The organism is Arthrobacter sp. TMT4-20 (assembly GCF_054510775.1).
This window is the reverse complement of the sequence record NZ_JBTNDW010000019.1, coordinates 27,615-50,763: the sequence shown is the minus strand read 5'-3', so window position 1 is coordinate 50,763 and position 23,149 is coordinate 27,615. Positions and strand designations below refer to the sequence as shown.

Genomic DNA, 23,149 nt, shown 5'->3' with positions numbered 1-23,149 from the left:
CCCAGCGGTTGCTCGAGGTCGCGGCCGAACTCAATGACCGGCCGCGTAAAACCCTCGGCGGAATCACCCCCGCATACGCCATGCAACAACTACTATTCGAACCAGAAACCCCTACCGTTGCGACGACCGCTTGAATACACCGATCGCTAAATAGGACGACAGGATCGCCAACTGAAGCTGCGATTAACCCCCATTCCTGGCTAACAGTCACACCCTGATTGAGCGCTATCTTGAATCGGCAGCCCAGACTGGCGTGGCCTGCGAAGCGGCCTCGTTTAGCATTGTCCCGATGTCGGCTGCCGTCGTAGTCGGTGAGATGCCCCGCTCCGGCCAGGAACAGAAGAACTTCAGGGCACCCGGTGGCGGGAGCGGCCACAGCCACACTTCTCGACTCCAACTATCGGCGAACCCACTCGGTGGCCCCCCGATGGCTTCAATGACGGGATGATCCGGTGCCCACGTATAGATGTCCGTTCCCTCGGGGGCGCCCGCCGCCCAGGGTGATTCAGCGTCTGTGGATGTGTGCCGACCGTCGAGGAATTCGACTCCCCAAATTAGTCCCGGGGGTGTGAGCGGGGCGTGGACACGATGTTCATCAATCATCGTGAAGCCCCGGAGGATTCGGCGCCATTGCTTGGGATCGGTTTCCCGGATTTGTACCACCGTCCGTAGGACGAGGCCCTGTTGATAGACGGAAGCGCCTTCCAACCGAACAACAGTCGAGGACGAACGCCCGATCTCGACCGACAGCGCGGTGACCCCCGGCTGCACGTGCCAAGGCGGACCAGCCCAAGCGGGCCCAATCGGAGGCGGCTGCGATTCAAACGACATATGGCTCCTCGATGTGGTCACTACAGACTATGTGCAGAAAGGAGGGTTCACGCCCTGTCCACAATACGAGAGAAGGTCGGAACCCCACCTTGCCCTTCCCGTAAGCATCGATCCCTATATCGAATGGCATAGTTCGTACCGGTGGAGTATTGCCGTCCCGTCCGACTATCGTGGCATGCATGAGCGAGGGCGAATCTACAGCAAAGAAGCTGCATCCAAAGCTTGAGGCGATCCGCTCGCGAGCAGTCGAGCGAGGCAGGACCGTCCAGGTGGTCCATTCGACCGAATTAGTGGTCGAATGGGAACGAAGTCCCGGCTTTCTATCCCAAAGCGTCACTTTCTTGCTGGGCCTCGTAGGTATGCGCAGGGCGATTGAGGCACCCGAAACGCAACAGCCTTACAAGCTTGTCTATTCGATGAATTCCAGCGGACGCGTCCATAAAGAACAGCTCTGGGCGCCACACCGCATCTAACGCGAGACCATCGAAGACTCACAACCCTCGGGCCGAAAGGCCAAGACCTGCCGCTTGCACACTGCGGTTTCTGGTCCTCCGGGCCGTTATTGCGAATAATCGGCCACAATTGAGGCATGGATTCCTTACTGCCGCGGGAACGAAGCGAACCCGCTCCGGGCGCCGTCCACCTACCCGACTGGCTCAGCCTCGAGCAGCAACGCGAACTGGTTGTCGCGTGCCGCGGGTGGGCGGCAGGGCCCGTCCCGATACGGGCTGCCCGCATGCCCAACGGATCAATGATGTCGGTCAAGACCGTGTGCCTGGGCTGGCACTGGCAGCCCTACCGGTACACCAAGACCGCCGACGACGCCGGCGGCGGCCAGGTGGCCGAGTTCCCGGAGTGGTTGGCCCAGCTGGGCCGCGATGCAGTGACCGCTGCCTACGGCGGTCCGAACAGTTACGCACCCGACGCCGCCCTGGTGAATTTCTACGATGATGGGGCGGCGATGGGAATGCACCAGGACAAGGATGAGCGGTCCCCCGCCCCAGTGGTTTCCCTGAGCATCGGCGACTCCTGCGTCTTCCGCTTCGGCAACACCGAGACCCGAAACAAGCCCTGGACCGACCTTGCCCTCGAATCAGGTGACCTGTTCGTCTTCGGAGGCCCTTCCCGTTTTGCCTACCACGGTGTACTGAAAACCCAGCCGGGAACCAGCGATCCGGCACTTGGCCTCAAGGGCAGGCTGAACATTACGCTCCGCGAAACCGGGCTCACCGCACCCCGCGCCTAGTCCGGATCCAGACCCTAGTTCTCGTCCTGGGTCAGCAAACCCCGCACATAGGCCGCCTGTCCGACGTGCTGCATGCAGTCTTCGATCACGCTGACCAGTCGGACCTGAAGCGTCACGGGAGGGTTCCAGGAAGTGTCGACGATCCGGCTCAGGTCCGCCTCGCCGAGCCCGGTGACAAACTCCAGCGTGCGGGCATGCACGGCGTCGTAATAGTCGACCAATAGGTCAACACTGGCGGGGCGAACCTTACTGACCTGTGCCGAGGAATGTCCGTACCCCGTGTCCGATTCGTCGAGGTCCAGGGCGAAACGTCCAGCCCAACCGCCGACGACCCATAATTCCGGGAGCGCTGCGGCGTCGGCAATGTGGTTGTCCTGGACCCGCGCCAGATGCCAGACCAACCAGGCGATTGAATTTCCTGCCGCGCTGCCGGGGCCGGCGGGTCTGAACGCCAGTTGACTCGGGTCCAGACCGGTGACGACCCTGCGCACAGCGTCCGGAATTCTTCCGTAGGCCTCTTCAAGGGTTGCCGTTGCACTCATCATGTTGCCTCCGTCTATTCGTCGCGTCGTCCCTGAGTTATAAACCCGCTTCGCGGTAGAAGCCAGCGATATGGTCGGCGATCAGGACTGAGGCATCCGGCCCAGGCGAGCGAGCGGCGTCGTCGTTGTCGTCGTCGCTGGCGTCGTCGGCGGCGTTGTTGTTGTTCCCGTCGGCGATCGCCTGAAAGATGGCCCGATGCTCGGCTCGCAAGCGTTCAACAGTGCGGGTCCAGTCCGGCAGGCGGCTGGTCAACTCCAGCGTGTAGGACTCGATCGACCCGCGAAGCGAGGACATCATCGCGCCGATCAGCACATTCCCGGCCGCTTCGGCGAGCGCCACATGAAACAGGGCATCGAGGCGGAGGAATTCGGCGGCCGCCAACCCGGGATTGTCCATCTCATCCAGGAGGTCCTCGGCGACAGCCATGGAGGGCGCGGTGGCTTGTGCCTGCCCGACGGCCCAGGTTTCGAGCAGCAACCGCGTTTGGACAATGTCTTCCACTGGAAGATGCGAACTGGCCACGTGGAAGCGAAGAGCTGCGCCGAGCGCCACGGCCGGGTTTGCGGTGATCACTGTGCCAGCACCAGGGCCTGACCCTACCCCCGCCCGCACCACCCCCATCGCCTCAAGGACACGGATGCCTTCCCTGGCCGATGCGCGGGACACGTTCAATTGCTCAGCAACCGCGCGCTCGCCTGGAAGCCGCTGGCCAACGGCCAGCCGACCCGCAGCCAACTCGGCTTCAATCCACGACAGCACGAGCTCATGGTTACGCATGCACCAATAGTAGTCAGCGGTCGGACCACAGGGGCAAAGCACGAAGGCGCAACGCAACCGCTGGCAGCTATCAATGCTTGCGTGGCTGGGCCGGGTGACGGTAGAGTCCACCAAAAGCCCTGTGGTCCGACCACACCGGATTGAAGCGAGGTCAGCATGCCATCCCAGATTCCCCCAGCACTCAAACGACGCATCCCGAAAGTCAAGGACCTCGCCCCCCTGATGCAGTTCAAGAAACCTGAACTGGGCGCTGCCGCCCGGTTGAGGCGCGCCAGCACTATCTGGGATCTCCGTGATCAGGCCAAGCGGCGCACTCCCACCGCCCCCTTTGACTACACGGATGGCGCGGCGGAAGCGGAAATTACCTTACGGCGGGCCAGGGGCGCATTCCTCGACCTGGAATTTCGGCCCGGCATCCTCCGCAATGTGGAGACGGTTGACACCTCGGTGTCCGTGTTGGGTCAGTCCTCCACCCAGCCCTTCGGCATTGCCCCCACCGGTTTCACCCGGATGATGCAGTCTGAAGGCGAATATGCCGGTTCGCAGGCCGCCGAGGCCGCTGGCATCCCCTACACGCTGTCCACCATGGGCACCGCCTCCATCGAGGATGTGGCTACAGCAGCCCCGAATGGGCGGAACTGGTTCCAGCTCTACCTGTGGACCGACCGGGACCGGTCAATGGAATTGATCAGCCGCGCCGCCAAGGCGGGCAATGACACCCTTATGGTCACCGTCGATACTGCGGTGGCCGGGTCGCGGCTTCGTGATGTGCGCAATGGCCTCACCATCCCGCCAGCACTCACCGCGAAGACGGTACTGGACGCGTCCTACCGGCCGGCCTGGTGGTTCAATTTCCTCACCCATGAGCCGTTGGCTTTCGCCTCGTTGTCCCGCTATTCGGGAACCGTGGCCGACCTCATCAATTCCATGTTCGATCCCACCCTCACCTACGAGGACCTTGACTGGCTCCGCGAGGTCTGGAAGGGCAACCTGGTGGTGAAGGGCATTCAGACAGTCGACGACGCCAAGAAGGCCGTTGACCACGGAGTGGACGGAATTGTGCTGTCCAATCACGGCGGTCGCCAACTGGACCGGGCACCAATCCCTTTGCATCTGCTCCCGGACGTCGCGGCCGCGCTGAAGGGCAAGACGAACATCATGCTCGATACCGGCATCATGAGCGGCGGCGACATTGTGGCGGCACTGGCTCTCGGCGCCGACTTCACACTGATTGGGCGGGCCTACCTGTACGGGCTGATGGCAGGCGGACGAGCCGGTGTGGACCGGACCATTGAGATCCTCAGCAAGGAGACCGCGCGGACCATGCAACTGCTCGGCGTAAACCGCGTGGAAGACCTCAACCCCGACCACGTGCGACTGCTCTAGCGGCTCACGCTGCTCACGGGCGGCTAGTCTCGCGGGAGTTTGCGGTGCGCTTCAGCCTGGCGGTTCTTGCCGTCGTTGTGCGCCTTCGCCCCCTGTTGACGAGGTCGGCGTATTCACTCATCGACCGACCACTGCGATTGTGCGGTACGCCCCCGAACCCTGGAAGGCCCAGCGCATACACTGGCCCGGACTGCTCCAGGTGCGGAGCAAGCTGTTCGAAGTAATGGGATGAGACGCCAATACCGCAGACGAGTACGAACGGGTGCCGACCCCGAGCGCCGACGGAATTCACTCGAGTCCAGAGTTTGCCGCTATACACGCGGCCGACGCGAATTCTTTCGTCTTTATTTCTGGTCACGTCCTATTATCGACGATAAAACGTTCAAGTGACAGGTTTGGGGCTAGTATCAATCTTGAAACCCGCTTTTTGCGGGTTTCATCGACTACTGGGACCGAGCGAATGGAGCACCAGCGGATGAATTATCCGTTGCAGTACCGGCGTGCTCGTGCGCTGGTTTACGCGGTACTCCTGTTCTGGTTGTGGGCCTGGCTCGGCAGCAGCTTCTTCATCGCCAGTCTCTTCGGATCCCCTGTTCACGCGCTGCTGGCAATGTATGCCCTCAGCGTCGCGGTCCTGGTCTCAATTCCCGCATTACTGCTGGCCGTAGCCCGCATGCTCCTCACTCGGACGCGCGCGCAGACAGGCAACAGAGTTAGCCCCGTGGTGACCGATCTGAGTGCGCGGCGCTCCTCTGAACCAGCTCCCACCCACGAGCCTGACTGGTGGTTCTCGGACAAAGCGTCCTGAGTTTGGCAAAACCTGCGGGAATCCTTCGGGTATTTCGGAAAGACTTTGCCAAATTGGGGCGGTCCTCGTAGTAATAACAAACCATACTTTTGAGGTGACCTTTAGAGGTTCGGCGCTTGTGCGTGCCGAACCTGTTTTGTGTGTAGGACCTCCCGGGATCTGCCGCAAAGCGGTCAAGTCTCTCGCCCCGGTTGAGTTAGGAACAAACATATGCGCGTCTTCAGGCGATCCGCCGCGGCTCTGACCGCCCTGATCCTCTTGGCATCAACACTGCCCACCATGACCGCAGAGTCCGCCACGGCCGCCCCTCTCGCGCCAGCGGAAACCTCGGTCGTTGAGCCGGCCGCACCGGCGCCAGCAGATCCCGCCGAAACCGCGTTGGTTGAACCGACCGCACCGGCGGCAACCGCGTCCGAAGAACCAGCTGAATCGACGTCAGCCACGCCCGAAGAGCCTGCAATCGTCGAACCGGTCGAACCAGTCGACCTGACGTCGGTTGACCCGAACAGCAAAGACATCTTCGACCAGGTAGGCGGCGCCCCGCGCTCCATACACACCTACGAACCCGGCTATGACTTCGAAACCAACGGACAGCCCCTCGGACTCCAGCGTGAAGGCGCCGCCACCGCGGAGCCCCAGGATGTTCCAGCCAACATCGTCCCCGCACAACGCCAGGGCACCATCAAAGTCAAACTGGTCACCGTCAAGCTGGCCGACAGTTCGAGCACGGTCTCGATGCCACACGCCATCAATTCGGTGAATGTTTCAAGCAACTATTGGAAGTCGATGTCCAACAACCGGCTGTCGATGGCGGTCACCTCCCAGGTGGCGGGACACAAGACCAAGGCACGCTCCACCTGGTCCTACAACGACATCATGAACCAGGTCACCAACGAACTTCGCTGGACCTACAGCCCGTACACCGCACTCGTTGTCTTCATCCCGACAGCCCTGCAGGGCGGGATTCTGGGTTACGGCTGGAGCAGCAATGGCACCAGCGGACGAATTCTGATGCCGCAGTACAGCAACTTCACCACCAACGTGGTGACCCACGAATTTGGGCACGTCCTAGGGCTCATGCACGCTGACGCACTGCAGTGCCCCAGTGGCCAGAGTGACGTCCCTTCCTTCACAGGAACCGGCTGCTACATCCGCGAATACGCCGACACCATGGACCTGATGGGCTCCGCCCAGTGGTTCCAGACCCCGGCGATCAGCTCCAGTTTCTGGGATTACGGAAAGTTCGGCCGGGGAGACGAAATCCGCAACGTCGGCGTGGCAACGGGTCGTAAGAGCTACACACTGACACCGTGGGCGGGCACCGCCTCGAACCGGGCCGTGAAGTTCACTGATCCCCGATCCCGGGAGGTCTACTATCTCGAATTCCGGGCACCGGTGGGCTACGACAAGGCGCTGGCCGTCAACGGAAACTTCGGAGTGAAAATTGTGCAGCTAGGCGGTGCTGCTCCGAATGCATCGTTGGTCCTGATGCCTTCCACCAAACCGTTCGCCGGCTACTACGCTCCTAACCACGCCTGGAAAGCTGGCAGGACCTTCACCACTCACGCCGGAACCTCTGTCACCATCAACGCGCTGTCCACCTCCTCCGCCACGGTAACCATTGATGCGGGGTTGCCGTTCAAGGACCTTTCGAAGACCGGATTCCGCACCCAAATCGAATGGCTCCACGCCAGGAAGCTGGCCACGGGTTGGGCCGACGGCACCTACCGGCCCTCCGCCACCATGAACCGTGACGCCATGGCAGCGTACATCTACCGGCACGCGGGCAGCCCATCCTTCACCGCACCGGCACGAAGCCCGTTCAAGGACGTTCCGACCACCAGCCTGTACTACAAGGAAATCGCCTGGATGGAAGCCGTGGGCCTCACCACCGGGTGGGGCGACGGCACCTATCGTCCGCTGCAGCCCATCAGCCGGGACGCAATGGCCGCGTTTATGTACAGGTACACGGCCGACGCCTGCAATCTGGGTGGTGCCGCCGGGTTCACGACCCCCTCGACCGCGCCCTTCGCAGATGTCCCACGGGGCACCGAGTTCTACCGGGAGATCGCCTGGATGAAGCAGTCCGGCGTTTCCACCGGCTGGAACGACAGGACCTTCCGCCCGCTGGAAAACATCACCCGCGAAGCGATGGCTGCTTTCGTCTACCGGGTCGACGGCGTGCAGCGCCAGCTCGGCGGCTGCCGACTCTGACGGCTCCCCCCGAAGTTCCGATTTTTCCCGAGGGAGGCAGGTCTCAGGCCTCCCTCGGGGAGTACGTTTAGGTCATGGCCCCCTTGAAACCGGCAGACCCGCAACCATCTGAACTCATTGCACTGATCCAACTCGAGATTGCCGAACTCCAGTTTCCCCATTTCACCCTCGAGGACGCGCTTTCTCTGGGCCTGCGTCTGGTGAAGCTCGGCACCGACCGAGGTCTTCCGATCGCCATCGACATCAGCCGACCCGACCAGGTGTTGTTCCATGTGGCGCTGCCGGGCGCCACCCCCGATAACGAACTGTGGGCCAGGGCCAAGGCGCGTACCGCCGCGCGATATCAGGAACCGTCATACCTGGTTGGTCTGCGTGCCCTGGATAGCGGGGCCCGGATGGAAGACAATCCGCTCTTCGACACCACAGTCTTCGCGGCCCACGGCGGGTCGTTTCCCCTCTATGTGCGGGGCGTGGGAGCCGTGGCAACGGTGACCGTATCGGGACTCCCCCAACGTGATGACCACGATCTGGTGGTCGAAGCTCTCCGAGGACACCTCCGGCACTAAATACGGCTGGGTAGCTGTCCGTCCAGTAAGGTAAATAAGTGGACTTCTCCCTCGACATTTCGGCAAGCCGCCTCGCCGCTTGCAAAATGACTCCGCGGCGCGTGCCGCGGTCGCCCGCGAGGTCCACCTATGGCGTTGTAGTGGGAGTCTCCCGCTACCCGGTGATCGGCAGTGTTGCTGGCACCAATGAGGAAGATCAGATTTCGGCCAGTAACGGCCACCTGGCGGCGACCCGCTGCTCGCACATATCAATTGAAAACGAGTCAATACTGTGAATACCAACAAGACCACCCTGAACGCTCCGCCAGCCTTGGCGAAGGGCAGCATGCGCATCGTCGCCCTGGGAGGGATCGGCGAAATCGGTCGCAACATGACCGTGTTCGAATTCAACGGCAAACTGCTGATCGTGGACTGCGGGGTCCTCTTCCCCGAGGAAGTTCACCCCGGCGTCAACCTGATCCTGCCCGATTTCTCAGCGATCCGCGACCGGCTGCAGGACGTCGTCGGCGTCGTCCTGACCCACGGGCACGAAGACCACATCGGTGGTATCCCGTACCTTCTGAAGGAACGGGCCGACATCCCCCTGATCGGGTCCCGCCTGACGCTCGCGTTCATCAAGGCCAAGCTCAAGGAACACCGCATCAACCCGAAGACCATTCAGGTCGAAGAGGGCGCCAGGAAGCCGATGGGTCCGTTCGACCTTGAGTTCCTGGCCGTGAACCACTCCATCCCTGACAGCCTCGCCGTGGCCATCCGTACCAGCGCCGGAACGATCCTGCACACGGGTGACTTCAAGATGGACCAGTTCCCCCTTGACCGTCGCATCACCGACCTTGTCGGCTTCGCCCGGCTGGGTTCGGAAGGTGTTGACCTGTTCCTCACCGACTCCACCAACGCGGACGTCCCCGGTTTCACCACGTCGGAAAAGGACTTGCTGCCAGCGATCGACACGGTCTTCCGGACCGCTCCCCGTCGCATCATCGTTTCCAGCTTCGCCAGCCACATCCACCGCATCCAGCAGGTCATCGATACCGCGCACCGGCACCACCGCAAGGTGGCGTTCGTGGGCCGATCGATGGTCCGCAACATGACCATCGCCCGGGAACTTGGCTACCTCACCATCCCTCGCGGCATCCTGGTGGACTTCAAGAAGCTGCAGCAGTCCGATGACCACAAGGTGGTCCTCATCTGCACCGGGTCGCAGGGCGAACCGCTCGCGGCTCTGTCCCGGATGGCCGGAGGCGACCACGCCATCCGCATCGGCGAAGGCGACACAGTGTTGCTCGCCAGCTCACTGATTCCTGGCAACGAGAACGCCATCTACGGCGTTATCAACGCCCTGACCCAGCTCGGCGCCAATGTGGTCCACAAGGGCAACGCGAAGGTACACGTCTCGGGCCACGCCAGTGCCGGGGAGCTTGCGTACGTCTACAACATCGTCAAGCCCCGCAACGTCATGCCGGTACACGGCGAATGGCGCCACCTCAAGGCCAACGAGGCGATCGCCGTCGCCACTGGCGTCGACCCGAAGTCGGTGCTGATCGCCGAAGACGGCGTGACAGTTGATCTGGTCGACGGTAAAGCCACCATCTCAGGGAAAATTCCGGCTGGGCTGGTCTTCGTCGATGGTGACAGCGTGGGCCACACCACCGAGGACACCCTTGAGGAACGTCGTCGCCTTGCCGAAGAGGGCGCAGTCACCGTGCTTGCCATCATTGATGCGAAGACCGGCGAAATGGCTGAGCCGCTCGAGTTCTTCACCAAGGGCTTCGAGTGCAGCCAGGAGGACCTCGACAAGGCGTCTGATGCTATCGAGAAGTCACTGGCTAATCCAGGCGGCCGACGTGGCGGCGGGAACAACGATCCTGAGGAAGTCATTGAACGGGCCACCGCTTCGTGGATGCGCCGGTTCTACAACCGGACTCCAGTGGTGACCGCGATCGTCGTCGACGCCTAAGCACCGGCTCCAGGCAGCCGGACGACTCGGAAGCAGTCCCAGCCCGGCCTCGCCGCGCTATGGTGTCGACCTTTCGGGTGTGCTTCGTGCGCGGCAGTCTGGTTCGGTCTTTTCCTTGTGGTCGCCGGGCTCACCCCGGCGGCCTTGGGGCCTTGGGGTCCCTGGGGGCCTTGGCGGAGAAGCTGAGTTACACGACGTTTCACCATCGGTGGGTTTTCGGGCCGCCGGAGGGCCTGCCAGGCCAGCCTTTGTGCGGCGCGCCGTCTCGATGACGCTCGTTGCCTGGGGTGGGTATAGCTGCCGACGCGCTTCTACTGATCCTCCGGGTCCCGACCGTACGGCGCCATAGTTCGTTCTTCGAACTCGGCTCGCCGTGCGGCAGACTCCGCGAGCCGCCGTCGTTCCTGTTTTCGATGCCGCAGGAACACGAACGCCGCGTAGCAGCCGAGGCCTAGAAAGTAGACGGCAGCGATCGCTCGCCACCACGTAAAGGGGTCCCAGGCTGCAAATAGGGCCGCCGAGAAGAAGAACGAAACGATGTATAACGGGTGTGGTGCGTCCTTGGCCATGCTGTCACCTTTCGGGCGATGTGCGTGGAACCAAGCACACTATCAGGCGCTCCTACCGCAGGGTCAGGGAAGGCCTTCGTCGTTGCCGGCTGCTTCGATCCAGTCGATGACCTCATCTGGGTAGTAGCCGTCCGAGGCCTGACCTTCATTGGCCGGTCCAGTCTCAGAGGGGGTCGGCCCGCCCGCCCGCCGGATCTCTTCAATAATGTGCGCGGGCACCCTGTCACCGTTGTTCGCGATCAGCCAGCCTCGCGTCGAGGGCAGCAGCTTCGACCACCACTGTGCGTTTTCCATATCGGAAGTGTGGCAGTTCCACCGCTGCAGGCAAAGAGTGCCTGTCCAGCACCCGCCCCATCAGCGTTAGACCGGTCCGGTCGAAATCACTCATGCCGTCGATTTTCGGGGTCCGGCTTGTTCCCGGCGAGGGCGATTATCCGCTCGGCGGCACGCACCATTGCGACGTCAAGGAAAGTGCCATCCTGCAGCACGAAGGCTCCGGTCCCGTCAGCGGCGGCGTCGCGCACGCGATCCACGATGTTTTTTGCTCGAGCCACCTCCGAGGCATCCGGGGTGAAGACGCGGCGGATGACGTCAAGCTGCCGTGGATGCACCGCGGTGCGTCCAGAAAAGCCGAGGGCGCGGCCTGCGCGGCAACTAGCCTCCAGTCCGTCGACGTCGACGACATCGGCGTAGACGGCCATCAGAGGCGAGGGGAGGCCTGCTGCGGCTGCCGCATTCACGACGCGACTGCGTGACCAGGCAAGCCCCGCTTCTCCGGCGGGGCCGGCGGGAACCCCGAGCGCGGCACGCAGGTCCGCCTCACCGGTTGCAATAGTGGAAACTCCTGAGCAGGCGATCTCGAACGCCCGCTCGATCGACAGCGCAGTCTCGAGAAGTGCATGCACCTGGCGCCCAGGCATTGCTGTGCGGAGGGCGGTGATGTCCTCCGCCGTCTGCGTCTTCGGTAACCGCACCCCGAATGCCAGCGGAAGCGCGTCGACCGCGCTAAGGTCGGCTTCGTGCGCCGAAGATCCGACAGCATTCAGCCGCACCTGCACGGCGGGGGCCTGATCGCCGCAGGCCTCCCAATGCGCGGCGAATTCTGTCAGCGCCGCACGGGCACCCGCCTTGCGCGATGCGGTGACGGCGTCTTCGAGGTCGACAATGACCGCATCCGCTCCCGCGCGCAGCGCCTTGCCGAACCGTTCGGGTCTGTCGGCCGGCGCGTAGAGCGCGACAATGATTGGTTGGCTCATCGGATGCTTCCGTCCTCGCGCAGCGCCGTGAGTTCGCTGGCGGTGTAACCCAGCTCGGTCAGCACAGCCTCCGTATCGGCGCCATGAGCCCTCCCTGTAAATGCAATCGTCGCTTCGTCTCGAGACATCCGAAACAGCGGTCCCTGCATGGCCATATCGCCGAGGTCGGCGTCGTTGATGCGGTGGATCGTTCCGAGGGCGTTGAACTGCGGATCGGCAACGATCTCGGAGGGGTCGTAGATAGGAGCCACCGCGGCCTCTGCGGTCTCGAACGCAGCGATGACCTCGTCTCGCGAGTGCCGGGCGATCCATGAGCCGACGGCGTCATCGAGAATGTCGGCGTGCTCGGCACGGGTCGCGCCGGCGGCGAACCACGCCTCGTCGGCGAGTTCGGGTCGGCCGACGAGAGCTACGACGCGCTCAGCGATTGACTGCGCACTTGTCGACACAGCGACCCATGACCCGTCCTTGGTTCGATACGCGTTGCGCGGCGCGTTGTTCACTGAGCGATTTCCCGTGCGCGGTTGCGCGGTTCCCAATTGATCCCACCGCGTGATCTGCGGGCCGAGCATCGCGAGGATCGGTTCGATGATTGCGACGTCGACCTCCTGGCCTTTGCCGTCGCGATCACGGGCGTGAAGGGCGACCATGATCGCATAAGCGGTCGCGAGGGAAGCGACGCCATCCGCGAGCCCAAACGGTGGAAGCGTCGGCGGCCCGTCCGGTTCCCCGGTGGACGATGCGAATCCGCTCATCGCCTCAGCGAGGGTCCCGAACCCCGGCCTGCTCTTGTACGGACCGATCTGCCCGAACCCGGTGACGCGGGCCAGGACAAGCCCCGGATTATCCGCAGACAGCGTGGCGTAATCCAGCCCCCAGCGCTCGAGCGTGCCGGGACGGAAGTTCTCGATCACGACGTCCGCGGTCCGAGCGAGGCGCAGAAAAGCGTCACGCCCGCCCGCCGTATGCAGGTCGATTGCCACAGTGCGCTTGTTGCGGCCCAGCGTCTTCCACCACAGGTTTTGCCCGTCCTTACTCGGTCCATGACCGCGTGCTGGATCCGGCCTGTTCGGATGCTCGATCTTGACGACGTCGGCACCCATATCGCCCAGGTGCATCGCTGCCATCGGACCGGCAAAGAGCGTGGAGGCATCCACGATTCGCAAGCCGTTAAGAGGGCTCATCGAGTTCCCTCCTGGCCTGCGGCTTCGCCGTCGGCCACCTGATCGGTGCAGATGCGGAAGCCAATGGAGTTGGAAGCATCCTGGCCAAGCCCTGCCAGAAGGAGCTTCGCACTGAACTCCGGATGCTGGACCCCGCCGTCGAAGTACCAGTCCGAGCCCTCGCTGCGGTGGGCGCTCCCACCCTTGAGCATGACGAAGCGGGTACGGCCATCGGAGTGCTCAGACTCGGTCCAGTTCCATACTTCAGGAGTCCGGCGGAGAAAGCCCACCTGAGTGGCAGCCAGCTGCCACTCGTCTTCGGAGGGGAGACGCCCACCAGCCCAGGCTGCGTATTCGCGGGCCCGTGAAAACGTCACATTGGTGACGGGACGCTCGGGGTCCCGAGCAGTAGCATGCTCGCCGATCGCATCGAGGAAGCTGGCATATTCTGCCTCACTCACCTCAGCCACAGCGACCTGCACCGGAAGCGCGACGACGACGGAGCGTTCCAGCGTGCGAGGGTCGTGGAGTCGAGGAGGAAGAGGCTTCCACTCGTCGACGTAGGGTGCGCCGTTGTACATTCCCGTCTCTCGCATCCGGAACCGAACGGTCAGCGTGTGCTCGCCGGCAGGAACCGTGACAGTGGGCACGGATGCCGGTGTAACCGGACCATTCCAGCGAGGTGCGCTCATGCGTCGCGCGGTGCGGTGCCGGAAGGACGCGTCACGCTCCCCGGTTTCGCCGCTGAGAGCGGAGCGGACGGTGGCGAGCTCTTTGGGGACCCCGGCATCAGCGCTGATTTGCAGCGCGGCGGCTATTCCCCTCGGGGGCACGGTGATCGTGTCGGCGGTGTCACCGGTGTGCAGCGCCAACCAGCCGCGGCCGGCCAAACGATACTCGGTATCCGCGGCCGACGTGTTCGCCAGGAGCAGCAGCGTCACACCGTCGAGTTCGAAGGTCGACCCAACTATCGGGCCGTCGACAACCGTCAGCGGCGTCCACTCGCCCTCGACGAGCCAGCGATGGAATCCCCGCTGGACAGGAAGCATACGGCGCAACGTCGCAGCATCCCGGTCATTCCACCCGACCCACGCCCCAAAAACGACCTCCCAGACCATGATTCCGACACCGTTGAGCCAGGCCGAGCGTAGCTCCACGGCATGGTCCCGGTGCCACCGACGGATGTGGTGCTGCATGTGGCGGCGCTCAAACCATCGCGCGCGAAGGACGCCCGGAGTCTCGGAGTCGGCGAACCACTGGGCCCAGGACAGCGTGTGGTCGGCGATTCGCTCGGTCGCGAGCTTCGACTCACCCTCAAGCCCGATGCCGGGGCGCGCTGCATCCAGGGCCGCGACAAGCGCTGGGTCCGCCTTCTTCAGCGTGTCGAGGAAGACGCCGTCCGCGCCCAGGCGGCGTACTGCGTCTGCGAGCTCATGCGCGTCGTCGCCAGCTCGGCGCGTTCCCGTGTCCCAGGGGTTGTAGTCCAGGAACACAGCCACACCCGCAGCGCGCAAGACCGCGGCTGCTTCGGCAAGACCGGACACATTGTAGAAATCCCACTGGTTGCGGTCATCGATGCCGATAACGGGATACGCGTGCCACAAAACCATGCCATCAAGGCCCCCGAACCGATCGCGGCCGTCGGCCAGGAAACGCTCGGGCGTGAACCGCTGCGACTCGAAGTCGAAGAACAATTCGTCCCACAGCCAGACCTGCGCCACTGTGAAACACCGGCTCGCCCAAGCTGAGGCGTCGTCGTCGTACCGGGTGGGCTCGCCGTGCCGCTCCCGCGCTCCGTCTCGCCACGCAGTGAGCTGAGTGCGCCACCGAGCCAGATTTACTGAATCGGCCGGGGCGGCGAGTATCTTCGCGTCGTCGAGCGCAATCGCTGCGTCTCCGCTCAACAGGTCCGTCTCCAGCGGCACCCGACTGGGCAGATCAAGTTCGCGGGGATGCAATGGGTCGAAACCGCCGCTCATGCGTTTGTCCTTTCGATAAAGGCTGCCACTTCGCTCGCCGTCGGTACCGCGTCCTGAGCTCCGGATCGGGCAACAGCAAGCGCTGCGGCAGCCGCTCCTGCGCGAGCGGCTTGCAGGAGCAGGGGGATGTCCACGGTCCCCGGTGAACGGCCAGAGGCGTCGAGGGTCGCGGCGAACACTCCGCAAAAAGTGTCGCCAGCACCGGTCGTGTCGATAGGGTCAGCGGCGAATGCGGGCACGTCCGCCCGTTCGTCCCCGCAGACAACGAGCGAGCCGTGTCGGCCGAGCGTCACAACGAGTGCGCGCACTCGCGACGCGAGTGCCGTGACAGCGGTGTCGAGGTCACCTACTCCGGCGGCGTCGAGGGCCTCGTGCTCGTTCACGATCAGCACGTCAACCGACAGCAGCAGTGCAGCACCGTCGGTGACGAACGGCGCTGACGGTGCTGCATTCAGAAGGTGCCAGGCCTGGTTGTTACGAACGGACGCGGCATCCAGCACGATCGCGGTCGGAACTTCCAGCTGCGTCAACACGACGTTCGCGGCGTTCACGAGGCCGCGTTGCGCCGTAGTGAGGGAAGTAGGCACAGCATTTGCACCGGGCACGACGACGATGGTGTTCTCTGCTGCCGCGTCGACTGAAATCAGTGCCGTACCGCTGGGCCCGTCGACCTGTGACAGGCCGGAGACGTCAATATCGTCTGCGAGGAGGGCCTCTCGGAGCATCTCTCCGTCAGGGTCCGTGCCGACGGCGCCGACGAAAGCGACGGATGCGCCGCCCGCGCGGCGGGCGGCTACCGCCTGGTTGGCACCCTTACCGCCGCCGGTGCGCACCAGTGTTGATGCGAGGACGGTCTCCCCCGGCCGGGGGATCCGGTTGACGCGCGCGACGATGTCCTGGTTGATGCTGCCGACGATGACGACGCTCATGATGTTCCCTTCGACAACTGGTAGGTACGCTCAGCGAGCTGACGAATGGATCGCTCCGCATCACCGGGGAGAGAGGTAGCTATGCGGTCCTTGAGCGGCGCGGTCCAGGCCTCACCTATTGCATCGGCCCCGATCAGCCCGCCGACGACTGAACCGACGGTCGCGCCGACCGAGTCGGTGTCCCATCCGCCTGCGACGGCGAGCGAGATGGCGGCACCGAAGTCGTCGCCGTAGGCCTGGATGGCGCACGCCGTGAGCGCGGCGTTGTTGAGGGTGTGCACCCAGTGCATGCCCTTGAACTCCGTATGGAGTGCATTGAGTGCCGCATCGACGGTCAGCGAACCGTTGGCGAGGGTGCGGCCGGTCTTCCGGCCGACATGCACCGCGGCGGCGAGACGCGATGCTGGTGGCACAACCGTATCGGCAGCATCCAGCACGTGATCGGCGGAGGCCTCGGTGAGCGATGCGGAACACAGCGCAGCGGCCCACATCTCGCCGTAGATACCGTTGCGGGAATGGCTGAGCCGCGCGTCGGTCCAAGCCGATGCAGCGGCGGCGCGCACATCTCCGGGATGCACCCAGCCGTGCACGTCGGCCCGGATGAGAGCACCAATCCATTCGCGAAACGGATTGTGATGCCGTGCGGTGTCCGGCACAGTCCGAGCGTCGAGGAGGTTCCGGTAAGCCGCGCGTTCGGCGGTGAAGACCCTGCCTGCGGGCAGTGCCGCCAGCCACGCCCCCGCGATGTGCTCGGTCGTCAGGTTCTGGCCGTGAGCCTCAACCAGATCAAGCATAAGGATGGGGAAGTTCAGGTCGTCGTCTTCGGGCATCCCGTCGATGTTCTCCACGAGCGATGTCGGCGCGGAGCGGCGGTTCCATGGCCAGCGCTCCGCGGTATTTCCGGGGAGCCCCACTGCGGTGAAATAGGTCTGGATCGGCCAGTTCCCGGTTGCTCGTGCGATCTCCTCAATGCCTTCGCGGGGGATCTTCTCCACGGGCTTACCCAGCAGGCATCCCGCCGAGCGGCCCAGCCACGCTCCGTGCACCCGCGCGAACGCCACGGATGCGCTCGGGACCGGCACGACCGGCGGGAGTAGCGCGGCGATATCGACCCATTCGTCCGGTTCTTTGGCACTCGGCGCCTGCAGGGTCTGCAGCTCATCGAGCACCGTCCGGGCAAAGGCTCGCACCTCTGGTGGAGCGGCTTCGTTACTCGCCCCCGATGGCGCAAGTCGAGTCGACCCCCCGGCCTTCACCCATCGCTGCTCGATCGGAGCGATGTCGTTCTCCGCGACACCCTGTTCCCGAAGAGCGACGAGCTCAGCCGCGACTAGGTCCTCCGGCTGCGCCCAGGTCAGTCTCACGCCGCGTTGTCCGGGCCGAGCAAGGATTCCAACGCCGCAGCCCGCTGTGCGGCGCGGTCGGCATCTGCCCGCGCGACATCGCGCACCACTTCCGTCATCGAAGCCACCACTCCGTCGAGATCCAGGCGGCTGGCGGTGGTGACATCCGCGACCCAGTCGGTGGGCACGGCGCCGATGCCGTGGAGGCCACCGCAGATGGCGCCGGCCATGGTCGCGATTGAGTCGGAGTCACGGCCGTAGTTGACGGCGTCGAGCACCGCTGCACGAAGGTCGCCGTCTCGGGCGACAACGAAACCGAGAGCGACGGGCAGCTCTTCGATTGACTTGGTACGTGAGGGTAGACGTGCATCCATCGCCGGGGCACGGTACTGGTCACCCACCGTGTCGAATGGCGCAACAGCGGCACGCACAATCCGTGCGAGGTCGCGCGGATCATCCGATCCTCCGTCTGCAATGAAGGCGTCTACCGCATCAAACACGGCGCGGATCGCTGCGGCGGTTCCGTCGTGAGCGACAGACAGCACAGCTTCCCTCACCTCGGCGACGGTCGCACCGGGGGCCGCGGATGCTGCCACAGCTGCTGCGAACACACCTGCGGCCTCGCGTCCGTAAGATGACTGGTGCGCTCCGGCGATGTCGATGGCCTCCGCGTATGCGCTGCGCGGGTCGCCAATGTGCACGAGCCCGACGGGAGCCATGTACATGGTGGCGCCACAGTTGACGATGTTGCCAACGCCCGCCTCGCGGGGGTCGGCGTGGCCGTAGTGCAGTTTCGCAACGATCCACTTCTCGGCGAGAAAGACGCGCTGCAGGATGAGGGCCTGATCCTCGAGCTCGGGAACCCATCGACGCTCACCGATCATCAGCGGTACCAGATCGCCCGCGACGTCGTAGGCGTCGAGGTGACGGCGCCGTTTGGCGTACACCTCTACGAGTGCGTGGGTCATGAGGGTGTCGTCAGTGATATGCCCATCACCCTTGTGGTACGGCGCGATCGGTCGCGCGGTCCTCCAGTCGGCGAGGAAGGGACCAACGATGCCCTCGACCCGGCCGCCGTGTCGCTCCTCGATCTGTTCGGGGGTCCAGCCCTCCGTCGCACCACCCAGCGCGTCTCCCACGGCCGCGCCCGCGAGTACCCCGGCCACTCGATCCTGTAACACGTTCATTCTCTCTCCTTGATTGCCTCTGATAGCGACGACGTGGCGGGGGTGAACCGGTGGCTCACCCCCGCGCATCATCAGTCGGCGATGTCAGTCCAGCCGTCGGTCAGCTGGGTGGCCAGCTCTTCGCGGGTGATCTGGTCGGCCAGGTACTGCTGGAAGGCGGGCGTGGCGATGGTGTCCTTCCACTCCGTGTACTTCTCCACCTTGAGGAACGGGGGTCCCTCGAGGCCGTCTCCGGATGCCAGCACCTGGGTCCAGGCGGGGTTGTCCGCTGCCAGCGTTTCAACCTCGGCCCGGGCCGAGTCGGACGACGGGATGAGCGCATCGGCGTAGGCAATCTGAGCCAGGTTCTCGCCGCTTGTGAAAAAGTTGAGGAACTCGGCCGACTCCTCCACATACTCCGAATCGATATTCACCGAATAGGTCTGCGGATTCGCGGCCTGGATGGCACCGGCTGAACCCTCAAGCGGAGGCAACGCGACCCAGTTAAGACCCTCCGGGGCGTCGTTGGCGATGTTCGTGGCCTGGAACGAGCCCTGCACGGTCATCGCCACCTTACCGCCGTAGAACGACGCCAGCACCTCCGATCCGGACTGGGTTAGGGACGTGGGCTCGACTGATTCGTCGGTGTAGGTCATCTCATGGATGAGCTCCGGTACAGCGAGCTCGGCGTCACCGACCTCGATAGATGCATCGGTGCCTTCGCCCTCGAAGTAGCCGCCGTCGAAGCCGAGCGAGAGACTCATCATCGTCGCCGTCGGCGATCCAAGACCCCATCCGAGGCCGTAGTTGCCGCCCGTGGTCGTCGCTTGGGCGATCTCCCGCAGTTCCTCCCACGTCATGGTGTCGCCGCTAGGCATCTCCACACCCGCGGCCTCGAGAAGGTCGGCGTTGGCGAAGACCATGTATGACTGCAGTGTCGACGGGTACGCGATAATCTCGCCGTCCTGGGTAACGGAATCCCAGATGCCCTCTGAGATGTCGGCCTTCAGATCGTCGTCGATGTGGTCGGTCAGATCGGCAAGGTAGCCGTCGGACGCGAAGGAGACTATGGAGCTCGCCTCGTAGTGAATGATGTCTGGCGCCGTTCCGCCGGTGAACTGGGTGATGAGCTTGTCGAACGTCCCATCCCAACCGGCCTGAACGATCTCGACCTGGACATCTTCGTTCTCCCCATTCCACTCGTCGACTATCGCCTTCACGGCGTCCTGAGTCGCTGGCTGGTCGGACAGCGACTGGAACTGGAGGGTGACAGCCCCACCTTCATCGCTGTCCGATCCATTGCTTGCACTGCCTTGCTGGCAACCGCTCAGGGCGAGGGCTGCCACGCCCACGAATGCGACGGCGCCTATGCCTCGGATTTTCTTCATGCTGCTCACCTTTCTAGTTGTGATGCGTCTGGTGATTCTCTAATGGGCAGGGTCAGCCTTTGACTGCACCGGCGAGCATTCCGCCGGTTAGCTTCTTCTGCAGTATGGTGAAAATGATGAGCGACGGAATCGTCGCGAGGATCGCCCCGGCGGCCAGTGGACCGAGCTGCGTCTGTCCTTCGGCTCCCAGGAACGAACGCAGGGCGATTGGGAGCGTATAGAGCTCCGGACTCTGCAATAGGACGAGCGCCAGGAAAAACTCATTCCAGGCCGAGACGAAGGTGAACATGGCCGTCGCAACAAGCCCCGGTGCCAGCAGTGGGAGGATGATCGTCCGCAGGATCGTGATCCGGGAGGCCCCATCCATTTCACCGGCTTCCTCAAGTTCGACCGGGATCGCCGCAACGTAGCCCTGCAACATCCACAGGGTGAAGGGCAAGGTGAAGGTGACATACACCAGGATCAGACCCAGCAAAGTGTCATTGAGGCCGATCGAACGCAGCACCAGAAACAACGGGATGATGATGAGGATGGATGGGAAAACCTGGCTGGTGAGGATCCAGATTGTGCCCGCCGCACGCAGCCGCCCCTTGAGGCGAGCGAGGGCGTAAGCCATCGGCATCGACAGCAGCACCGTGATTATCATCGTTGCAAGCGACACCATCAAGGAGTTGCCAGCCGCTGGCAGGAGGTTCTGGCGCTCCAAAGCGGAACCGTAATTGCTGAAGTCCCATACGGCCGGCAAGAGGTTGACGGCGAGCGAATTCAGTTCCGCCGACGACTTGAACGAGGCGGACAGCAGCCACAGCAGCGGGAAGCCGAGAAAGAGGAGAAACGCCGTCAGCGCGGTGTACATCAGCACCGTCGCGTACCAGGGACGCTTGAAATTCACGACCGTGCTCCCTTCGTCTGGCGGAACTGGTTGACGAGGTACAGCGACAGGATCAACATGATCGCGATCACGAGTACGTCACCCATCGCCGAGGCATATCCGATTTCACGGTTACGAAAGGCCTCCAGATAGGTGAACAGAGGTGGAATCATCGTGCGACCTCCGGGACCGCCCTCGGTGAGGACATAGATGAGGCCAAAGGAGTTGAACTGCCAGATGAAGTCGAGGGCGGTTACCGCGAAAATGATTGGGCGTAGGGAGGGGAGGGTGATGTGCCAGAACCGGCGGAACGCTCCGGCGCCGTCGACCGCCGCAGCCTCATGCTGCTCGGATGAGACCGACTGCATACCCGCCAGCAGTAGCACGGTCGTCTGCGGGATGCCCGCCCAGACACCGACGACGATTACCGCAGGTAGTGCGGTCGAGAAGTCACCGAGCCAGTTGACGCCCGGGATGCCGACCGATTCGAGCACTCCGTTGAGTGGACCCGAATTGGGGTTGTAGATCATTCGCCACACGATCGCAATGACCACCGGCGGCATCGCCCAAGGGATCAGGGCCAGCACCCTGGTGAGACCCTTCAGGCGCAAATCGCTGTTTAGCAGGAGGGCCAGGCCCATCGCGCAGATAAGGGTGAGGAGCGCGACCGACCCTGCCCAGACAATGCCGATTCCAAACGATCCCCAGAAGCGGTGATCGCCGAGGAGTTCGATGAAGTTTCCGAAACCGATGAAGTTGATCTCGGCATTCCGCCTCAGCGTGGCATCGGTGAAGCCGAGAGCTACACCGCTCACCAGCGGGATGACGGAGAAGATGATGATTGGAAGGAGTGCCGGAATCACCAGGCCGATGGCTTCTCGACGTTGCGCGCGAGCGCGGTAACCGACCCGGTTCACTGCGCGCGGTGTCTTCTTCACCTCGCGCGGGGCCTTTGTGGCGCTAGTGCTCATCGGGCGGCCCTCTCGTCGTTGAGATCAATGGCTTCGGTGCGGTGGCTGGGAGGTGATGCGGCGGGGTCCTGACTGCGCGCGAGGGATGATCCGCGGACGACCAGCGAAGGTGCGACGGTAACTGTATGTGCTGGACGATTCGGTTCCACGATCCGCGCGAGCAGCAACTGCGCCGCGACGCGACCACGTTCTTCTGCGCCGAGGTCGACGCTGGTGAGGCCTGGGCGAATAACTCCTGCTAGTTCGGTGTTGTCGACGCCGGTGATCGCAATATCGCCGGGGACGGTCAGCCCGAGGTCTGTAGCTGCTTGGATTGAGCCGATGCCGATCAGGTCATTCGCCGCGACGATAGCGTCAGGACGCGGGCGTTCCTGTAGGACCCGGAGCGCTGCGGCGTAGCCCGCCGCGATAGTGAAGTCGTCCGCGCCGACGCTGCGCGCCGAGATGGCCGGGTGCGCAGCGACCGCAGCAGCAAACCCATCGCGACGGAGGGCGCCCGGGGTGGTGTCGCTGGGACCGTTCACGAACACGACATCCCCCCGACCCTCCTCGACGAGGTGGTCTACGAGAAGGCGCATAGCTGTGATCGAATCGGCGCGCACGGTGTCCAATTTGGCGCTGTCAGGCAACCGTCCGAGGACGACGACCGGCGTCGGTGTTAATGCGAGTGCCGCGAGGAGTTCATCCGTGACGCGTAGTGGCGAGAGGATCATGCCGTCGACATATCCTCTGCCGAGGTCCCGCACCACGTCGACGGATGAGGAGGACGTGCCCGTCGATGACAGCACCAGCCGGTAGCCGGAAGCGGAGACGACGCGTTCGATCGCGGTCATCATCTCGACGTAGACGGGGTTGCCGATGTCGGCGACAGCGTAGGCGAGCTGGTTCGTGCGACCCAGCTTCAGCGACTGCGCCGTCGCGTCGGCAACATACCCGAGTTCTTCGGCGGCTTGCTGCACCTTGGCTATGGTCTTGGCGCTCGCGATTTGACCGTTCAACGCCCGTGAAGCAGACGCAACGGACACACCGGCATGTACGGCAACCTGCGTGATAGTGACCCGGACCAACGCTCTCCCTCGAGTGTTGTAAACGTTTACAGTGAATGCACGAGATAATTCCATTGACGCGCGCTGGTGTCAAGAAAAGCGCCCTTGGACGTCCGGATAGTGTTTACTGATTCCCCTCG

At 63.6% G+C, this 23,149-nt stretch carries 21 protein-coding genes and 1 pseudogene; 8 read left to right on the top strand and 14 right to left on the bottom strand.

Going from position 1 to position 23,149, the window contains the following annotated elements:
• From ACX80Z_RS14845 to ACX80Z_RS14835, 3 genes and pseudogenes are all read left to right on the top strand, one after another.
• Positions 1–134: pseudogene (locus tag ACX80Z_RS14845) on the top strand (IS30 family transposase); the annotation flags it as partial.
• Between the two features lie 876 nt (positions 135–1,010).
• Positions 1,011–1,304: a hypothetical protein gene (locus ACX80Z_RS14840; RefSeq protein WP_459316402.1), complete on the top strand. Its 294-nt coding sequence runs from the start codon at positions 1,011–1,013 to the stop codon at positions 1,302–1,304.
• A gap of 116 nt (positions 1,305–1,420) precedes the next feature.
• Positions 1,421–2,077 (top strand): alpha-ketoglutarate-dependent dioxygenase AlkB family protein, encoded by a 657-nt coding sequence (locus ACX80Z_RS14835; RefSeq protein ID WP_459316401.1) that lies wholly within the window; start codon positions 1,421–1,423, stop codon positions 2,075–2,077.
• 14 nt (positions 2,078–2,091) lie between these two features.
• On the opposite strand, the gene ACX80Z_RS14830 is transcribed toward ACX80Z_RS14835, so the two are convergent.
• Together ACX80Z_RS14830 and ACX80Z_RS14825 are read right to left on the bottom strand one after the other, a co-directional pair.
• Positions 2,092–2,619, bottom strand: a complete 528-nt coding sequence (locus tag ACX80Z_RS14830) for a mycothiol transferase (protein WP_459316400.1) — start codon at positions 2,617–2,619, stop codon at positions 2,092–2,094.
• 37 nt (positions 2,620–2,656) lie between these two features.
• On the bottom strand, positions 2,657–3,397 hold the full coding sequence (locus ACX80Z_RS14825; protein WP_459316399.1) for a FadR/GntR family transcriptional regulator: 741 nt from the start codon (positions 3,395–3,397) through the stop codon (positions 2,657–2,659).
• A gap of 156 nt (positions 3,398–3,553) precedes the next feature.
• Here ACX80Z_RS14825 and ACX80Z_RS14820 point away from each other — a divergent pair, with 156 nt between their 5' ends.
• The 5 genes from ACX80Z_RS14820 (at position 3,554) to ACX80Z_RS14800 (ending at position 10,328) form a co-directional block, all read left to right on the top strand.
• Complete coding sequence (locus ACX80Z_RS14820) at positions 3,554–4,783, top strand: alpha-hydroxy acid oxidase (RefSeq protein WP_459316398.1); 1,230 nt, start codon at positions 3,554–3,556, stop codon at positions 4,781–4,783.
• Positions 4,784–5,258: 475 nt separating this feature from the next.
• Positions 5,259–5,591 (top strand): hypothetical protein, encoded by a 333-nt coding sequence (locus ACX80Z_RS14815; RefSeq protein ID WP_459316397.1) that lies wholly within the window; start codon positions 5,259–5,261, stop codon positions 5,589–5,591.
• A 210-nt stretch (positions 5,592–5,801) separates the two neighbouring features.
• Positions 5,802–7,805: an S-layer homology domain-containing protein gene (locus tag ACX80Z_RS14810; RefSeq protein WP_459316396.1), complete on the top strand. Its 2,004-nt coding sequence runs from the start codon at positions 5,802–5,804 to the stop codon at positions 7,803–7,805.
• Between the two features lie 74 nt (positions 7,806–7,879).
• Positions 7,880–8,371 carry a heme-degrading domain-containing protein gene (locus ACX80Z_RS14805; protein WP_459316395.1) on the top strand — a complete coding sequence of 164 codons (492 nt, stop codon included), beginning with the start codon at positions 7,880–7,882 and terminating at the stop codon, positions 8,369–8,371.
• Between the two features lie 325 nt (positions 8,372–8,696).
• Positions 8,697–10,328 (top strand): ribonuclease J, encoded by a 1,632-nt coding sequence (locus tag ACX80Z_RS14800; RefSeq protein WP_459316403.1) that lies wholly within the window; start codon positions 8,697–8,699, stop codon positions 10,326–10,328.
• Positions 10,329–10,639: 311 nt separating this feature from the next.
• Here ACX80Z_RS14800 and ACX80Z_RS14795 read toward each other — a convergent pair whose 3' ends face one another.
• The 12 genes from ACX80Z_RS14795 to ACX80Z_RS14740 all read right to left on the bottom strand — a co-directional run bounded on the left by ACX80Z_RS14795 (position 10,640) and on the right by ACX80Z_RS14740 (position 23,084).
• Positions 10,640–10,897 carry a hypothetical protein gene (locus tag ACX80Z_RS14795; RefSeq protein ID WP_459316394.1) on the bottom strand — a complete coding sequence of 86 codons (258 nt, stop codon included), beginning with the start codon at positions 10,895–10,897 and terminating at the stop codon, positions 10,640–10,642.
• A gap of 63 nt (positions 10,898–10,960) precedes the next feature.
• Entirely contained in the window at positions 10,961–11,191 is a 231-nt protein-coding gene (locus ACX80Z_RS14790) for a hypothetical protein (RefSeq protein ID WP_459316393.1), read from the bottom strand.
• An 86-nt stretch (positions 11,192–11,277) separates the two neighbouring features.
• Positions 11,278–12,153 (bottom strand): HpcH/HpaI aldolase/citrate lyase family protein, encoded by an 876-nt coding sequence (locus ACX80Z_RS14785; protein WP_459316392.1) that lies wholly within the window; start codon positions 12,151–12,153, stop codon positions 11,278–11,280.
• Complete coding sequence (locus tag ACX80Z_RS14780) at positions 12,150–13,337, bottom strand: CaiB/BaiF CoA transferase family protein (protein ID WP_459316391.1); 1,188 nt, start codon at positions 13,335–13,337, stop codon at positions 12,150–12,152. The genes ACX80Z_RS14785 and ACX80Z_RS14780 overlap by 4 nt, the downstream gene beginning before the upstream one ends.
• Positions 13,334–15,295, bottom strand: coding sequence for an SUMF1/EgtB/PvdO family nonheme iron enzyme (locus ACX80Z_RS14775; protein ID WP_459316390.1), 1,962 nt, complete (start codon positions 15,293–15,295; stop codon positions 13,334–13,336). Before ACX80Z_RS14775 ends, ACX80Z_RS14780 begins: the two co-directional genes overlap by 4 nt.
• Positions 15,292–16,224: a ribokinase gene (locus ACX80Z_RS14770; RefSeq protein WP_459316389.1), complete on the bottom strand. Its 933-nt coding sequence runs from the start codon at positions 16,222–16,224 to the stop codon at positions 15,292–15,294. The genes ACX80Z_RS14775 and ACX80Z_RS14770 overlap by 4 nt, the downstream gene beginning before the upstream one ends.
• The gene (locus ACX80Z_RS14765) at positions 16,221–17,588 is read right to left on the bottom strand and encodes an ADP-ribosylglycohydrolase family protein (RefSeq protein WP_459316388.1); all 1,368 of its coding nucleotides are present in this window, start codon (positions 17,586–17,588) and stop codon (positions 16,221–16,223) included. The genes ACX80Z_RS14770 and ACX80Z_RS14765 overlap by 4 nt, the downstream gene beginning before the upstream one ends.
• A complete protein-coding gene (locus tag ACX80Z_RS14760; protein ID WP_019484091.1) occupies positions 17,585–18,754 on the bottom strand; it encodes an ADP-ribosylglycohydrolase family protein in 1,170 nt (389 codons plus the stop codon). Before ACX80Z_RS14760 ends, ACX80Z_RS14765 begins: the two co-directional genes overlap by 4 nt.
• A 71-nt stretch (positions 18,755–18,825) precedes the next feature.
• On the bottom strand, positions 18,826–20,121 hold the full coding sequence (locus ACX80Z_RS14755) for an ABC transporter substrate-binding protein (protein WP_459316387.1): 1,296 nt from the start codon (positions 20,119–20,121) through the stop codon (positions 18,826–18,828).
• Between the two features lie 52 nt (positions 20,122–20,173).
• Complete coding sequence (locus ACX80Z_RS14750) at positions 20,174–21,013, bottom strand: carbohydrate ABC transporter permease (protein WP_019484089.1); 840 nt, start codon at positions 21,011–21,013, stop codon at positions 20,174–20,176.
• Positions 21,010–21,963 carry a carbohydrate ABC transporter permease gene (locus ACX80Z_RS14745; protein WP_459316386.1) on the bottom strand — a complete coding sequence of 318 codons (954 nt, stop codon included), beginning with the start codon at positions 21,961–21,963 and terminating at the stop codon, positions 21,010–21,012. The genes ACX80Z_RS14750 and ACX80Z_RS14745 overlap by 4 nt, the downstream gene beginning before the upstream one ends.
• A complete protein-coding gene (locus ACX80Z_RS14740) occupies positions 21,960–23,084 on the bottom strand; it encodes a LacI family DNA-binding transcriptional regulator (RefSeq protein WP_459316385.1) in 1,125 nt (374 codons plus the stop codon). Before ACX80Z_RS14740 ends, ACX80Z_RS14745 begins: the two co-directional genes overlap by 4 nt.
• Positions 23,085–23,149 lie beyond the last annotated feature (65 nt).